This window comes from Petrimonas sulfuriphila, from assembly GCA_038561985.1.
GTDB lineage: Bacteria > Bacteroidota > Bacteroidia > Bacteroidales > Dysgonomonadaceae > Petrimonas > Petrimonas sulfuriphila.
Genome location: CP073276.1, coordinates 3,481,182 through 3,496,927 on the forward strand (window position 1 = coordinate 3,481,182; position 15,746 = coordinate 3,496,927).

The window sequence follows — 15,746 nt, forward strand, 5'->3', positions numbered from 1 at the left end:
GAATGGAAAGATGAAAGCTCCACGAATCGTTGAACTTCTCGCCCCTGCCAAAAATAAGGAGATCGGAAAAGAAGCCATCCTTCACGGTGCCGATGCCGTCTACATAGGTATCTCGGGATTCAGTGCACGGATGGCTGCAGGAAACAGTATCGAAGATATTGCCGAGTTGGTGGAATTTGCGCATCAGTACAACGCCAAAGTGTATGTTGCGTTGAACACCATCCTTTACGACCATGAACTCTTACAGGTGGAGAAGCTCATCCGGGAGTTATACCGTATACACGCCGATGCCGTTATCGTCCAGGACATGGGCATTTTGCAACTGAACCTGCCTCCTATCCCGCTCCACGCCAGCACGCAGACCGATAATCGTACCGTGGAAAAAGTGCAGTTTTTAGAAAACGCGGGATTCACACAGGTAGTGCTTGCACGGGAATTATCCCGGGATCAGATTGCCGAAATTTCGTCACAAACCAGCATTGCGCTGGAGGTTTTTGTTCACGGTGCCCTCTGTGTTTCCTACAGCGGGCAATGCTACATCAGCCAAGCCATAACGGGTCGGAGCGCCAACCGCGGAGAGTGTGCACAAATTTGCAGGCTACCTTTTGATTTGCAGGATGCCGACGGGCGTATTGTTCGAAAAAATGCACACCTGCTTTCCTTAAAAGACTTCAATCAGTACGATAACCTCGAAGAGCTGCTGGATGCCGGCGTTTCATCGCTCAAGATAGAAGGACGGCTGAAAGACGTTACGTATGTTAAAAACGTAGTTGCTGCCTACCGGCAGCGATTGGACTGCATTTTCAGGAAACGGCCCGAGTATGTGCAAGCTTCGTCGGGAAGAAGCGAAATCAATTTTACACCCAATTTATCAAAGAGTTTTAACCGGGGATTTACCCACTATCTTTTCAACGGCAGGCAACACGATATCGGCTCTTTCGAATCTCCCAAATCCATCGGTGAATTTGTGGGAACGGTAAAAACCGTGGGCAGGAACTGGCTTTCGTTAAGCACAACACTCACCATTAACAACGGTGACGGATTGTGTTTTATGGATAAAGACGGGTTAAATGGTTTTCGCGTAAACCGCTCTGAAGGCGGCAGGATTTTTCCGGCCGTAATGCCCGGCCTCAGCGCAGGAACAAAGGTGTATAGAAATTACGATCACGACTTTGAAAACTGGTTAACCAAAAAAACAGCGGAGCGAAAAATTGCTGCGAATATTTTTATCCGAGAGATCCCTACCGGGTTCGCATTACAAATCTCTGACGAGGACAACCACTCCTACACGTTTTCAGTAATTCTAGAAAAGCAGACCGCGCAAAAGCCGCAACAGGAAAATATCCGCACCCAGCTCTCCAAAACGGGAACTACCCTGTTCAGCGTAAAATCCATCGACATCCGGTTTTCCAAGGAGTGGTTCATCCCCTCCTCCCTGCTAGGAGAATGGCGTAAACAACTGATTTCAGGGTTACTAGCGGTCAGAAAAATCAATTACCGGCAGGAACGCAGCCCGATCCCACCCACAACACACGCCTATCCCGAAAAAGAGCTTACCTACTTAGGTAACGTCTCCAACAGCAACAGCGGTTCTTTTTACTTACAACACCGGACGAAAATTTTACAACCCGCATTTGAACAAGTTCAGCAAAAAAACGTTCCACTCATGTTCACCAAACATTGCATCAAGTTTGCATTGGGTTGGTGTCCGCGTGAGACCAAAGAGAAAGCCGGTTTTCGTGAGCCGTTCTATCTGATCAATCAACAGAACAAATTAAAACTCTCGTTCGATTGCCGGAAATGCGAAATGCGGGTTTCTCTTGAAAATCAACAATAATCGGTTGTAGATTCGGATTATGAAAATAAAAGCCCGAATCCGTCAAAAAATGACTAAAAAATCGTCACATAAAAAAATCCAAAATAGTTTCTAAGTATGGCAGTTTTTTCTTTCCTAAAAAATCATAAAAGTCAAATCCAATCCCTTAACCCCGCGGATTTCAAAACAATCATCGCCGGTAAGGATGTTCAGCTTATAGACGTCCGGACTGCTCAGGAATATGCTCAAGGCACCATAAACAGAGCCCGGTTAATGGATGTTTCCTCCATGGATTTTGAGCAAGAAATAGAAAAACTCGATAAATCCTGTCCTGTAGCCGTTTTCTGCCACAGCGGGGCACGAAGCATGTATGCCGCCAAGGTATTGGTTAAAAAAGGATTTCCTGCCATTTACAACCTCAGGGGAGGAATTGTTTTCTGGAAGTAAATTTTTCTCTCCCTTTCACTTGTGGATGGCCCTGTCCATGGCATCGAAACCGGCTTCAAAAAATATTTCCGAAACGGTGGGATGAGCGTGAATGGTATGGGCCACGTCGTAAACCGTGGCTTCGACTTTCAGGTATGCGCCGGCTTCGGCAATCATATCGGTGGCATTCTCAGCCACAACCTGAACCCCCAGGACCTGCCCGTATTTCTTATCGGAAAGCAGCCGGATCAAACCCTCCGTATTGTTTTCAATCAGTGCCTTCCCATTTGCAGACAGCGGAAACTCGCTTATTTTGTAATCGTAACCTTCCTCCTTAATTTTTTGTTCCGTCATCCCGATCTGAGCGATTTCGGGCGTGGTATACATGTTTATCGGATAAGTGGAGTAATCAAAATGGGCTTGTATCCCTTTTATGGCGTTTATGACGTGAATCCCTTGAGCCGAAGCCATGTGTGCCAGAAAACTTCTTCCGGCGACATCACCGATGGCATAAACCCCATCGATACTGGTCTGGAAATTATCGGTTGTTTTGATAAATCCGCGTTCCGTGAGCTGCAGGGGTGTTTCGCTTTCCGGGATAATTGCCTTGCGCGAATTGCAATTAACGATCAGGTCGCATTTTACTTTCTTACCACCAACAGTCAGTCCTCCATCCGCATATTTCTCCGGATAGGCATCCGTGATCAGTTCAATGTTATCGGATGCCAGTTTCTTCGTGATGTACTCGACAAGAAAGGTATCCAATCCGTCCAGAAAGTAACCGCTGTTGGTAACCAGCGTAACGTTTTTATGGATAAGCCTGAAAAACTGGGCCATCTCGACCGAGGAAATGTGGTTACCGGTAACGACAATGTTCTCCGGAAAAGCCTCCCTTTCAAACAGGTTTTCCATCTCCACGACAGGAGCATTGGAGAATGCATCACCCATCGGTTTCGGCTTTGAACCGGTTGCGATGATGATGTGCTTTGCCGAAATTTTTTTATCGTCAACCCACACAGAGCGGTCCGACCCTATTCGGGCGGTTCCACTTATCATTTCAATGCCATTTTTTTTAAGCAGGAAATTTACCCCTGCCGTCAGTTTCCGGGTGATGCGTTTCGACCTTGACTTCACCTTGTCCCAGTTAAAGGCAATTTTACCGGTATCTATTCCATCAATACCAAAATCCTCAATCTCTCCCAGTTTTTTAAACTTCTTCGCACTTTCCAGAATAGCCTTTGTAGGAATACAACCCCAATTGAGGCACATTCCCCCGATATACTGTTTTTCCACGATAGCTGTTTTCAAACCCACCTGCCCCGCCCGGATGGCGGCTACATAACCGGATGGTCCGGCACCGATGATCAATACGTCGTAATCCATACTATGAGTTGTTTTGTGTTTCAAATAAGGTGTGTTATTCCATCAGTAACGCCATGGGATCGGCAAGATATTCCATTACCTTGTTGATAAACCGGGTAACTTCTCCCCCATCAACGATACGGTGATCTACCGAGAGTGACAATGCCATTACACGGCCTACAACAATGGCATCGTCTTTCACCACAGGGGTTTTGAGGATCCTGCCCACTCCCAAAATAGCCGCCTGGGGATAATTAATCACCGGCGTGGCAAATATTCCTCCGATGGAACCGTAGTTGGTAATGGTAAATGTTCCGCCTTTCATGTCTTCCAGGGTAAGGTCTCTTTTTCTGGCTTTCTCCGATATTTCGTCGATGCGTTGAGCAATTTCAAAAATGCTTAAACGGTCGGCATCCCTAACAACAGGGACCACCAGTCCGGCAGGGGTATCCACGGCCAACGCTATGTTATAGCGGTTGTTGAAGATCATCCGGTCATTCTCCAGGTCGATCTGCGAATTTAACTGCCTGTGTTGCTTGAGGGCATTGACGACAGCCTTTACAATAAAAGCGAGGTAGGTCAGCTTAACCCCTCTTTCGGCAAATTTCCCCTTATACTTCTCCCGAACCCTTACCAGATCGGATATCTCCACTTCTTCGAACAACGACATGTGGGCAGCGTTGTGCTTGGACTGGATCATGTTCCGGGCAATAGCCTTGCGGATCTGGGTAAGGGGCTCATAAGTTACCTCATCGTCCTCTTGTTCCGAAACCCGGAGGGAGGATGGCTTTCTGACGGACTTATGGTTTTCAACATCTGCTTTTGTGACCCGCCCCGAAGGCCCTGTGCCACAGACTTCATTTATATCGATGCCTAAATCCCTGGCCATAGCCCGCGCAACGGGCGTAGACAAAGCTTTACGGCGTGGTTTTTCCGTTACGGGAGGCTGCTCCGTTGTGCCTTCGTTGCTCGCAGGCAAAAAAGCATTTCGCGAAGCCACCTCCATCGTACCCACCACCGTTTCGGCTTTCTCCTCCGGTTCAGGGTCAAATCCTCTTTTCGCCTCGGCCTGAGCCTCTTCCGCAAAAACTCCTTCTATTTCAATTTCAACTAGCGGGCTGCCTACTTTTATGACATCACCTACTTCTCCAAACCGGGCAGCAACTATTCCCGTTCTCGGTGACGGAATATCGGCCACTACCTTGTCGGTTTCCATCTTCACCAAGGAATCGCCCGTACTTACCGCCTGTCCTTTCGTAACGTACCACTCCAGGATGGTTCCTTCCTCGAGTCCCTCTCCTATATCGGGAAAATTAAAAATATACCTCATTTAAGTTCGTTTAATCATTTATGGTTTGAACATTAATTGTAATTGGCCTACGGCGAAATTCACTTCGTGTTACTCGCTTCGCACAGTTACTTCATTCATGCTGTTTTTAAAACTTAACCGTTTTTTCTATTTCATAAAAAATCCTTTCGGGAGTTATCATAAAATATTTCTCACCTTGCGCCAACGGAATAATGGTATCAAAACCCATCACCCTTTTTGGAGGAGCTTCCAGGTAGAGGAAAGCCTCTTCGTTGGCTATGGCTATCAACTCCGAACCCACGCTGAATGATCGTTGTGCTTCTGCCACAACCACTAACCGGCCTGTTTTCTGCAACGAGTTCCGGATGGTCTCCTTGTCTATGGGATAGATCGTCCGGAGATCGATTAACTCCACCGATATACCTGCCTCCTTCGCCATTACCATTGCCCGCTGGCATTCGCGAATCATCGCTCCGAAAGCCACGACGGTAACATCTGTACCCTCGGTAAGCACGCTGGCTTTTCCAATTGGAATGGTAAATTTACCGGTAACCACCTCCTGCTTGATGGCCCTATAGATTCGTTTGGGCTCCATAAAAATAACCGGATCGTCACTTTCAATAGCAGATATCAGCAACCCTTTTGCATCGTGCGGCGTTGAAGGAACCACTACTTTTAAACCGGGAATATGGCTATAAAGTGCTTCGGGGCTTTCCGAATGGTGTTCGATGGCATTGATGCCTCCACCGTAGGGAAACCGGATGACCATGGGAATCCTGAACCTTCCGCGTGAACGGTTGTGCATGCGCGATACATTGGAGATTATCTGATTAAATGCAGGATAGGAAAACCCTTCGAATTGCATTTCCACCACGGGCCGTAAGCCGGAAAGGGCCATACCCACTCCTGTTCCCACGATAGCCGACTCCGCCAGAGGCGAATCGAACACACGCTCCACACCGTATTTTTTCTGCAACCCCTCGGTTACCCGGAATACTCCTCCCACAACTCCTACATCTTCCCCATAAACCACAACACCGTTATCCTCGGCAAGCTTAATATCCAACGCGTTGTTGATCGCCTGAACCATTGTCATTACGCTCATTTTCGATTCCCTTTCCAAGCTAAAAATTGTTGATATTCTTCTTTCTGTTTTTTCAGGTCGTCAGGCATTTCCACATACATGTAATTGAAAACATCCTCCAAAGCATACGGGGCAACGTTTTCAGCATCCAGAAATTGTTTCTCCACTTCTTTTTTATACTGCTCCCTCAGCTTTTCTTCGTTCTCCCTAAATATCCCTTTGTGTTCCATAAATTTTTTCAACCGGAACAACGGATCCGACAGCTCCCACGCTGCCTCCTCCTCTTTTGTCCGATAGCGGCTGGGATCGTCGGAAGTGGTATGGGCGCCACACCTGTACGTAAGTGCCTCAATAAGCACCGGCCCTTTACCGGTTCGCGCATGTTCCGATGCCTTTTGGTAGACCAGGTACATGGCGAAGAAATCATTTCCGTCGACTTTGATGCCCGGAATGCCAAACGCTACCGATTTAACAGCTAAATTTATGGATTTGGTTTGCGTGGTTACCGGAACGGAAATAGCGTACTGGTTGTTTTGTATGGTAAACACTACCGGGACCTGCCACACACCGGCAAAGTTCAACGCTTCGCTGAAGTCACCTTCCGACGTACCGCCATCCCCAATATAAGTAAACACAATATCGCCTTCCTTTCTGTATTTAATGGAATATCCTATCCCAACGGCATGGGGCAACTGTGTACCGATAGGAACGTTTATGGGTAATACACGCGGGGCATTTTTAAAGTTACTCCCCTGTTCGTTGCCGTTGTAATACAGGAAAATCTCTTTCATTGTAACGCCTTTAGCCAACATTAGCCCCACTTCCCTAAAAGCAGGAACGAGCCAGTCGTTTTCGCGTATCACGTTGCCGGCCGCAATATGAATAGCTTCTTGTCCTTTGTTGGGGGGATAAGTGAACATGCGTCCCTGGCGTTGAAAGGATACAGCCATCTCATCGGCTACCCGTTCAAAGAGCATGGCTTTCCAGGCTTTCACAATAGTATCGTCGGATATTTCCGGGAATAGGTCGGGACGTAAAATACGACCATCGTTATCGATAATTCTGAGGATCTTATCTTCCGATGGATTGAACTCTTCAAAAATCATAAGGTCTTATCTTTAGCTGCATTCATCTCGTCAGAAAACATACGAAAGTGAATTATTTGGAATGATTTTAAAATGTAAAAACTACTGACTATAACGAATAACTTGGTTTAAGGTTTGCCCAAACCGTAAATTTATTCATTTTCCGGCACTGTTTATCGTTATTTTCGGAATTTTGTTCACTTCTTCAGTCTCAAGTTAAGGCTTGACGACCTGTTAAGCCGCTTAAGCCAGAGACTTTGTCCATAACATTCGTTTAATTCACCAATATTGCTTAGTTTTGTACATCTCAACCATTAAAATACAACACAATGAAACAGATCATCGGAATAGATTTGGGTGGAACCACCATCAAAGGCGGTTTAATAGAAGGGCAAAACCTGATAAAAGAAGAGGTGGCCGATACACGGGCACCGGAAGGCGGGGAAGTTACTTTAACTGTGCTGAAAGACATTATCCGCAAGTTGAAAACCGATAAAATCCATGCCATAGGGATTGGCGTCCCGAGCGTTGTGGATCGTACCCAAGGCATCGTTTACCACGTACAAAACATCAAAGATTGGAATGAGGTACACCTGAAGCAGCTGCTAGAAAAGGAATTCAACATACCGGTACACATCGATAACGACGCCAACTGTTTTGCCAAGGGAGAACGTATTTACGGACTTGGCCGGGATTTTGAGAATTTTGTCGGAATTACTCTGGGCACAGGCGTGGGCGGTGGAATAATACAAAAAGGGAACCTGCTGAGCGATGCCAACTGCGGATCGGGAGAATTTGGAGAAATGCCTTACCTGGACGGTATCCTCGAGCAATATTGTGGAAGCTTTTTCTTCACAAACAACTACGGTACAACGGGATATGAAGTCGCCCGGAAAGTAGGGCAGAACGATAAAAAAGCGTTGGAAATCATGCATGAATATGGAAAACATATTGCTGTACTGGTAAAAATGATTGTTCTTACCGTTGATCCGCAAGCCATTATCTTCGGAGGTGCGATTGCCAAATCGCTTCCTTTATTTAAAGAATCGATGTACGAACACTTGAACGACTTTCCCTACCCCAATTCCATCAAAAACCTGAAAATACTGGGATCGGAACTAAACCATCCCGGAATTCTGGGAGCAGCGGCATTGTGTTACTGATGGTTCTACTTCAAATTCGATTTATTGAAAACATTCCCGGGAATACGTTGGTTGAACGAAATTTCGCTTATGGTAAACTCTGTTCCTTTTCCGTCTTTCAGCACATCCTTGTAGACCGTTTTCATTGGATACCAACGTCCTTGTATCTGCCGTATATCCGATAAAGCTATCTCCTTCAATTGCTTTCCGCTTTTGGCAAACAGTTGCATCTTGATCGGGACGAACCGTTCCTGATCGACCCATAATTTCCGGGAGTAATAATTAATATCGCTTATCCTGGCGGTCATGTCAACCACCCAGCATTTTCTACCGTTTATTGTTTCTTCTCCGGTAACTACGGCATTATATTGCTCCTGCATTGGTGTATCGTTCATCATATCCTCGTAAGACAAGTCGCTTCCCATAACCGACTGACGCAGCATGTGACCCGAAATCTGGATGGTGCGGTCGGTCGATGGTGAGTAAAGCCACAGTTGATTATCGAGCTTCAACATTTTGGTTCCTTTCTCCCTTGCCGGCGAGAGATATTCAGTAAAGGCCTTCTTGTCGCCTTCCATCCATGTTTTCAACGTCATCGTACGCGTGGCGCGTGCACTGTTCACCTGCATCGAAGCCGTCATGACAGTTGTTTCTGACGACATATTGGCATCTATCTTGTCCAACAGGGAATTTCCCGAAGGGTAATTTTGTGCATACAATAAGGGGCTGAAAAAAGAGAGGAATATTACTATCGTTTTTTTGTTCATTGCTTGAATGTCTTCAGTGTTGTTAAATCTTTTTTATCCCTGCCTCAAGGTTTCACACAGTCTTCAGGTAGCCGTTTCCGCACGACTCTCATTTTGCCCTGACTGCCCAGGTCGCCTTGGAGGCATTCCAATTAATTCTGTAACTCTTTAAATAAGTTCGCCGTCTGTCGTTTATAAATCCCGACTCCCGACAACATGGCTCCAATAACCGTCGAAAAAATTCCTGGGATAAACCCGATAAACCAGGTGAAAGGAGTTATCTGTGTTCGTAACGTGTCGGAAATCATCAACGATGAGTTATTCATCATGCTACCCACGTTGATGCCGTATTCCTGCATCAACCACGATGCCGATAATCCCAGCATTGAGCCGAAAATAGTTCCGATAATTCCTACCAATGCGGCTTCCCCGATAAGCGACCTGTAAATTTCCGATTTATTTTCGCCAATAGCCATCCGCAGTCCGAACTCACCGTATCTCCTCAAGCCGCTAATCAAACCGGCATTCCAAAGTACGATAGACATGGCAAAAATAAAAACCAGAATGATGAATCCGGCGATATTTTTGATAAAAGCGTAAGAGAAACCCATCAAGCCGTTGTCCGAAAGGGAAGACATCACCGGTGCGAACTTATCTTCGTCGTTTTCATACCGTTTGTTGAAATCTGTTTTTGTTGCAACAGCTTGTCTATCGTTGTACAACTTGTTTTTAGAGAAACCGAGTAGGGTTCCCGCAGCATCCTCCATATTCAAGGCTGCCTTCACGTCGCGTATATCGGCAATCATCATTCCCCGGTCGAGTACATTTACTCCAAAATGCAACGAACCGGCCACCGTAAAATTGTACATAGCCATTTCGCCAAACATGGTGGAAGAAATCAGTGTAACCTTGTCGCCCAGACTTAGGTACAATTTTTCGAAAAGTTCATCGCTGACCAGTATTTCTCCGGCTTTGGAAGGAAACCGTCCCTTCACCAGCAGTTTTTTGAGTTCCATACGGGTGGCTTCACCATCCGATTGCAGCAGATCGACGCCTTTTCCCATCACCGTGCCTTGCATTTTCGTATTTCCCGAACTATCAGGCACGTCCAACAACCCACCGAAATCAATCCGCTGCACCCAATCGTATTCGGGATAGAGCCTTTCAAGGCTTTTTTCCAACGTATCAACACCCACAAGCGCCAGATCGTTGGGCAATTGCGAAAAATTATCGGCATAGGCCCTGGTTTCCACCCTTACGTGACCCTCGGAGAAATTAGCCGTTTTTTCCAGACTCTCGCCAAGCACACCGCTCAAATAAGCATGCATGAACACGGTAATCATCACCCCCAGTGTCACAACAACAACCGGCAAGAGGCTCCGGCTTCGATCCCGCATTAATCCTTTTAACAGAAACTTTAACATAGTTTTTTTATTAGATGCCAGGTATCAGACCGCTTCGCTGACAGAAGTCTAATGGCTAATTTTCTGAAACCTGATGCCTGACATCGGATGTTTACTTTATTGTATTTTCCCCTTGATGGCATCGGTCGGATTCATTTTTACAATTTTCCGGGCAGGGAGATAGCTTACCCATGCCGTGATTAAAATAATAAACAGGATGGTTCCGATAATAAGTTTAGGGGGAAATGCCGGATAAATCTTGTCGGCTATGGCAACCCCGAAATCACTTGTGCCGGATGGCATCGGGATACCGTTTACAGCAAAATAAAGAAACATGGGAACGCCGTAAACAGCACCGAGAGCGATGGCAAGGATAGCATTCATGGTCCCTTCGAGCGTAAACAAACCCATCACTTCTTTTTTAGTCATTCCGAGGGCCACAAAGGTGCCGATCTCGCGCTGGCGATAGAAGATGGAAAGCGTTTGTGTATCGAAAACAGCCAACAAAGCCAACAACAGGAAGATCACGTAAAAAACGCTTTGTCCAACGGTTTTTGATCGCAAGGTCTCCCTCAGCGGTCGAGTGAGTTCATCTACGTCCTTGAAATTCCAGCCGTCAACCGGCACGACGCTCACCTCTTTCGATTTAACAAGAAGGCTAACTTTACCAGAATTCAGCGTTATCTTCTGCAATATGTCAAGCGGAAGCCAGATCTGCCCGGCATCTACCGTCGGAACAAATGTTCTGAATACGCCGGCAATGCGAATATCCCGCGCTTCGAAAGTACCGTTGGCATCGCGCCACCGTAGCGTTACAATATCGTTTTCCGTCAGTCCAGACTGGTGTGCCATATTCGATCCGATAATTGCCGGGATATCGGCGCTGTCAGTCGGGTTCATCAACAACGACGTGGGAAGCTCCAGCAATTGTTGTCCGGAGCGGATGCCTTTCATCAACACCGGCATGCTCCGGCCCGACGGATAAATAGTGCCGGCAACTATCAGAACAGGCTCAACTTGTCCGGTTTCGTATTGGTTGACAAGCTGTTTCGGGATAATCGACACAGCGCTGTCCAGTGTAAAGGGATCAAACGGGTCGTAATTCGCATTCCAATACTGCCCGTCGGCAATTTCCCATTTTACGGTATCGGACATAGCCTGCCTATCCCAGCCCTGCAAAATCGCCTGCATAAAAATGATCAACACGAACGCAATCGACAGCACAAAAACGTTCAGCCACGTTTTCAGCCCGTTGCCAATGAGGTTTCGGAAGACTAGTTTCAATATTTTCATACCTCACTTTTCTTATTGTAACTCCGACTTTTGCCTGCTGATATCTTTTACAATACGGCCATCTTCCAAATGTACGATTCGCTTCAGGTAGCTGATCACTTTTTCATCGTGCGTGGCAAAAATGAAACAGGTTTTCAGTTCTTCGTTCAGTTTCACCATGGTTTTCAGAATGCGGTGCGAATTGTCAGCATCCAGATTAGCAGTCGGTTCGTCAGCCAATACCAGTTTCGGACGTTTTACCATCGCCCTTGCAATCGCCACCCGTTGACACTCCCCTCCCGATAATTGAGGCGGTCGGGAATTTATTTTCGAAGTCAATCCCAGCCATTCCAACGTCTCCATCACCCGTTTTTTGCGTTCCCCATAAGATAGGTTAAGCAACAACAACGGAAACTCCACATTTTCAAAAACCGTGTAAACAGGTAGCAAGTTGAAACTTTGAAAGATAAAACCCATTTCCTCCTTCCTCAGCTGTGCAGCTTGCCTGGGAGTAAGGTTCCCTGCGTTCCTGTCCAACACGTTTACCCGACCTTCAGACGGTTTATCGAGTGTTCCAATAATGTTCAAAAACGTAGTTTTCCCCGAACCGCTTGGCCCAACCAGGCCCATAAACTCACCTTCCGATACGGTTAAGTCAATACCCTTCAACGCCGTAAAGAATCCTGAAAAGCCTATCGGAAACCTCTTAACCAGTCCGTTAACATCAACAATCAAGTTGTTTTTGCTGTCCATAAATTTAGTGCTTTTATCTTTATCGAAGTTTTTCACCGTAAGAAACCGCATGTTGCGTCTTACAGTTTCTAAAAATTATAACTCGCCATTAATTGGATGCCTTTTCCCATAAACAGATTCTTGCCCCCTGCCTGCCCGCCCAACGGCAAGTTTATCTCAGGATTCCAAAAGCCCATCAGATAAAAACTCCATTTATCGTATGTCCTGGCCCAGCTGATATAGTTCAACCACATATTCAAATCGTTACCGACATAGAAAAACATTGCCGTCAGGTTATCCAGAACCGAGACCGGATACGAGAGCATTTCTCCAATCACGTTCAAGTTCATACCTTTTCGCATAAATCCATCTCCGGTATGGTAACGAAAATACTCCACCGTTAACCCCAATCCGTTTCCTAACGGGAAAGTGTAATCCATCCCTACGTTTATGGCATCCTGATGGAGTGCCATCTTGTAATTATTCTTCTGCAACCGGGTAAAACTGGTTTCAAACCACAAGCCAACCCCCACGTCCCACCGCCCATCCAGTCCGAGACGGTTTTCGTCCAGCAGCGTATTCTCCGGAACATCCGGCAACAAATGGTGCACATCTGTTTTTCGATGATGAGTACTTACGCCCATTTCACCGGCGAAAGCCGGGAACTCAAATCGCCCACCAATTTCGGGACGACGGCGGGCACTACCGATTAACTCCCAACCTTTTGGCCGTTTGTTTCCAAGTAGCGACCAAAGCCAGACGGAAGCATTGTTTTCGAAAAAATACTTGCCCAGAATGCCGTACACGCCGTCTGTCAGTTGCAACGGGTCACGTACATCCATAGCGTCGAACCACATCAGCGGACGAAACATGCGGGCTGTACCGAAATTGATTTTTTGCAAACCGCCGCGCAGCTCCCAGTTTTTGCCCGAATAGCGTAACCAAACCCGGTAAGGTTTTAGTTTTCCTTCCTTATTGATATAATCCCACCCTGTAAAATTTAACAGCCCATAGAGGTGGACAGATGCTTCAGCATCGAGTTTTGAATTTTCTCCCCAACTAAAGTTTCCGAGCAATACAGGCAAAAAACGGCAACCAGGCTGCCAATTCACCGAATTGGAGAGTTGCGTTGTTTCCCATCCGGTTATCTGTCCGTTTAAAACAAAATGAATTCTGTGCAAACCATCGTCAGAAACGGAACCGGCACTATCCGACGGTTCTTGTGCGTGTAAAGGAAAAACAGCAATGAACAACAGGGTTATAAACGACATTTTCCGTCACATTTTGATCACCACATCTACGGCCGAAAGATGATGTCCTCGCCCCATAAGCGGATTCAAGTCCATTTCTTCAATCTCAGGAACAAGTACTAGAAGGTCAGATACTTTACATATCACTTCGGCAAAAACTTCTTCGCTTATGCCCTCTTTTCCGCGGGCACCCTGGATCAACTTATATGACTTCAGCGAACGGATCATCCGCAACGCTTCCGTCCGTGTGACGGGTGCCAACGTATACTGGATATCTTTAAGGATTTCAACAAAAATCCCCCCTAAGCCACACGTAATGATATGGCCGAATCCCGGCTCTTTTTTCACACCGATAAGTACTTCCAGTCCCCGTTCCATCTGGCAAACTTCTACCCCGGCAGCGTTTTTTATTCCGATCAACCGTTTGAAATTTTCTCTAACGGCCTCCAGGGTTACCACATCCAGCACAACGCCCCCTACATCTGATTTATGCGCAGGACCCACCACTTTCATCACCAACGGAAAACCTAATTCCTGCGCCGCATTTATTGCTTCTTCCTCCGTTGAAATGAATTTATTTCTAGGACGGCTCACACCCATTAGATCCAACAACTCAAATCCCACATGGCTATCTATCAGCCCTTTTCTGTCTTTTAATAAAGCTTTAATTTTCTTTTCATTTTTTAGCTTTCCTGTCTCTTTCTCCTCAACAGGCGCAACATACCGGCTTTCGTTCAGCAGCGCATTACCCAACACAAATTCATCTTCGAAGAATACTCCGCCTTCATCTACAAATTGATCCATCTCTTCCTTAGCGTTAAGGATAGATGGCAGTATGGTATATATGGGTTTAAGGCAGCTGTTCTGTTGTTCACGGATTACCCGGTAAGTGTCAATGTTGGAGAACAATCCCGGACTACCAAAAATAACCACAATTCCATCAATGCTTTCCAACCTGTCACAAAAACGGATGCATTTTTCCAATTGTTCGGCTGTCCCCGTAGCGAGAATATCTATTGGATTGGCAGTAGAGGCACCTTCGAACAGTTCGTCACGCAAATTCCTCATCAGCTCGTCGGATAAGCGGGGCACCTTCATCCCGCCGGTAGAGAGAACATCCGTTAGCATAACCCCGGGGCCTCCGGCATGTGTGATAATGGCTATACGTTTCCCGGTTAGTTTGGGATGTTGGAGCACAGCCCCCATGGCCGTCAGTTCACCACGGCTGTTGCATCGGACAATGCCTGCTTTCCGGAACAACGCATCAACTGCCATATCCGAATTCAGCATAGCACCCGTGTGGGAGGCAGCAGCACGGCCTCCGGCATCGGATATTCCTGATTTTACAGCAGCCAGACGACAACCCTTGCCAATAAGTTCCCGCGCATTTTTTAATAGGAGTTGTGGTTTTTTAATGCTTTCGATGTACATCAAGATTGTTTGGGGCGACTTCCCTTCCTCATACGTTTCATTCAGGTATTCCACCACATCTTCTACGCAGGTTTGAACTGCATTTCCTACCGAGAATACGGAAGAAAAAGTAAGCCCTTTGCTCAATGCCGATTCCAGGATAAATACACAAGTAGCTCCTGAGCTGGAAACAAGTGCTGTGCCTCCCCACTCCATTTTCGGTACGGGAGAGACGAAAACCGACTGATGATATGGATTCATAACCCCGATGCAGTTGGGGCCAATCAGCGTTGCCTGATGCTTGTCCGCCAGGAGCGCCATCTCTTTCTCCATTTTTTTACCTATCGGTCCCATTTCGGAAAATCCGGCAGAGAGCACAACGACAGCTTTGGTATTTTTCTCTTCAAGAAGGCTTTTTATAACCGGGACACACAGGTTGGCCGGAATAGCCAGGATGGCCAGATCGATCTGTGGCAGTTCCGATACATTCCTGAAGGTTTGCACCCCCTGAATGTTTTCGTGCTTTGGGTTTACAGCATAGAGGCCTCCTTCAAACGTTCCGTTTTTCACGTTATAAAGTGCTTTTCCGCCGGGTTTTTCGATGTTCTCCGAAGCACCGATCACGGCAATGCTTTTCGGGTTTATCAGTTGGAGCGTTATCATATATAATTCAGAATTCAACCGTTAGAGGCCAGAAAACGACAGATAA

General features: G+C 46.5%; 13 protein-coding genes. 3 read left to right on the forward strand and 10 right to left on the reverse strand.

All coding sequences use genetic code 11. The features are described 5' to 3' along the window. Positions 1-10 precede the first annotated feature (10 nt). Both KCV26_14780 and KCV26_14785 read left to right on the forward strand, forming a co-directional pair. Complete coding sequence (locus KCV26_14780; protein WZX36540.1) at positions 11-1,837, forward strand: U32 family peptidase; 1,827 nt, start codon at positions 11-13, stop codon at positions 1,835-1,837. Between the two features lie 96 nt (positions 1,838-1,933). Further along, positions 1,934-2,263 carry a rhodanese-like domain-containing protein gene (locus KCV26_14785; protein ID WZX36541.1) on the forward strand — a complete coding sequence of 110 codons (330 nt, stop codon included), beginning with the start codon at positions 1,934-1,936 and terminating at the stop codon, positions 2,261-2,263. 15 nt (positions 2,264-2,278) lie between these two features. On the opposite strand, the gene lpdA is transcribed toward KCV26_14785, so the two are convergent. The 4 genes from lpdA to pdhA all read right to left on the reverse strand — a co-directional run bounded on the left by lpdA (position 2,279) and on the right by pdhA (position 7,103). Then, positions 2,279-3,625 carry a dihydrolipoyl dehydrogenase gene (gene lpdA / locus KCV26_14790; GenBank protein ID WZX36542.1) on the reverse strand — a complete coding sequence of 449 codons (1,347 nt, stop codon included), beginning with the start codon at positions 3,623-3,625 and terminating at the stop codon, positions 2,279-2,281. Between the two features lie 34 nt (positions 3,626-3,659). After that, positions 3,660-4,934, reverse strand: a complete 1,275-nt coding sequence (locus KCV26_14795) for a 2-oxo acid dehydrogenase subunit E2 (protein ID WZX36543.1) — start codon at positions 4,932-4,934, stop codon at positions 3,660-3,662. 106 nt (positions 4,935-5,040) lie between these two features. Further along, positions 5,041-6,018, reverse strand: a complete 978-nt coding sequence (locus KCV26_14800; protein ID WZX36544.1) for an alpha-ketoacid dehydrogenase subunit beta — start codon at positions 6,016-6,018, stop codon at positions 5,041-5,043. Continuing rightward, a complete protein-coding gene (pdhA, locus tag KCV26_14805; protein ID WZX36545.1) occupies positions 6,015-7,103 on the reverse strand; it encodes a pyruvate dehydrogenase (acetyl-transferring) E1 component subunit alpha in 1,089 nt (362 codons plus the stop codon). Before pdhA ends, KCV26_14800 begins: the two co-directional genes overlap by 4 nt. 308 nt (positions 7,104-7,411) lie before the next feature. Here pdhA and KCV26_14810 point away from each other — a divergent pair, with 308 nt between their 5' ends. Further along, complete coding sequence (locus KCV26_14810) at positions 7,412-8,245, forward strand: ROK family protein (protein ID WZX36546.1); 834 nt, start codon at positions 7,412-7,414, stop codon at positions 8,243-8,245. A gap of 5 nt (positions 8,246-8,250) precedes the next feature. On the opposite strand, the gene KCV26_14815 is transcribed toward KCV26_14810, so the two are convergent. From KCV26_14815 to KCV26_14840, 6 genes are all read right to left on the reverse strand, one after another. After that, positions 8,251-8,991, reverse strand: a complete 741-nt coding sequence (locus KCV26_14815; GenBank protein ID WZX36547.1) for an outer membrane lipoprotein-sorting protein — start codon at positions 8,989-8,991, stop codon at positions 8,251-8,253. Between the two features lie 131 nt (positions 8,992-9,122). Further along, on the reverse strand, positions 9,123-10,394 hold the full coding sequence (locus KCV26_14820) for an FtsX-like permease family protein (GenBank protein WZX36548.1): 1,272 nt from the start codon (positions 10,392-10,394) through the stop codon (positions 9,123-9,125). Between the two features lie 96 nt (positions 10,395-10,490). Continuing rightward, positions 10,491-11,666, reverse strand: coding sequence for an FtsX-like permease family protein (locus KCV26_14825; protein ID WZX36549.1), 1,176 nt, complete (start codon positions 11,664-11,666; stop codon positions 10,491-10,493). A gap of 12 nt (positions 11,667-11,678) precedes the next feature. Next, positions 11,679-12,398, reverse strand: coding sequence for an ABC transporter ATP-binding protein (locus KCV26_14830; GenBank protein ID WZX36550.1), 720 nt, complete (start codon positions 12,396-12,398; stop codon positions 11,679-11,681). Positions 12,399-12,466: 68 nt separating this feature from the next. Next, on the reverse strand, positions 12,467-13,648 hold the full coding sequence (locus KCV26_14835; protein WZX36551.1) for a hypothetical protein: 1,182 nt from the start codon (positions 13,646-13,648) through the stop codon (positions 12,467-12,469). Between the two features lie 6 nt (positions 13,649-13,654). Further along, positions 13,655-15,700 (reverse strand): acetate--CoA ligase family protein, encoded by a 2,046-nt coding sequence (locus KCV26_14840; GenBank protein WZX36552.1) that lies wholly within the window; start codon positions 15,698-15,700, stop codon positions 13,655-13,657. Positions 15,701-15,746: the final 46 nt, after the last annotated feature.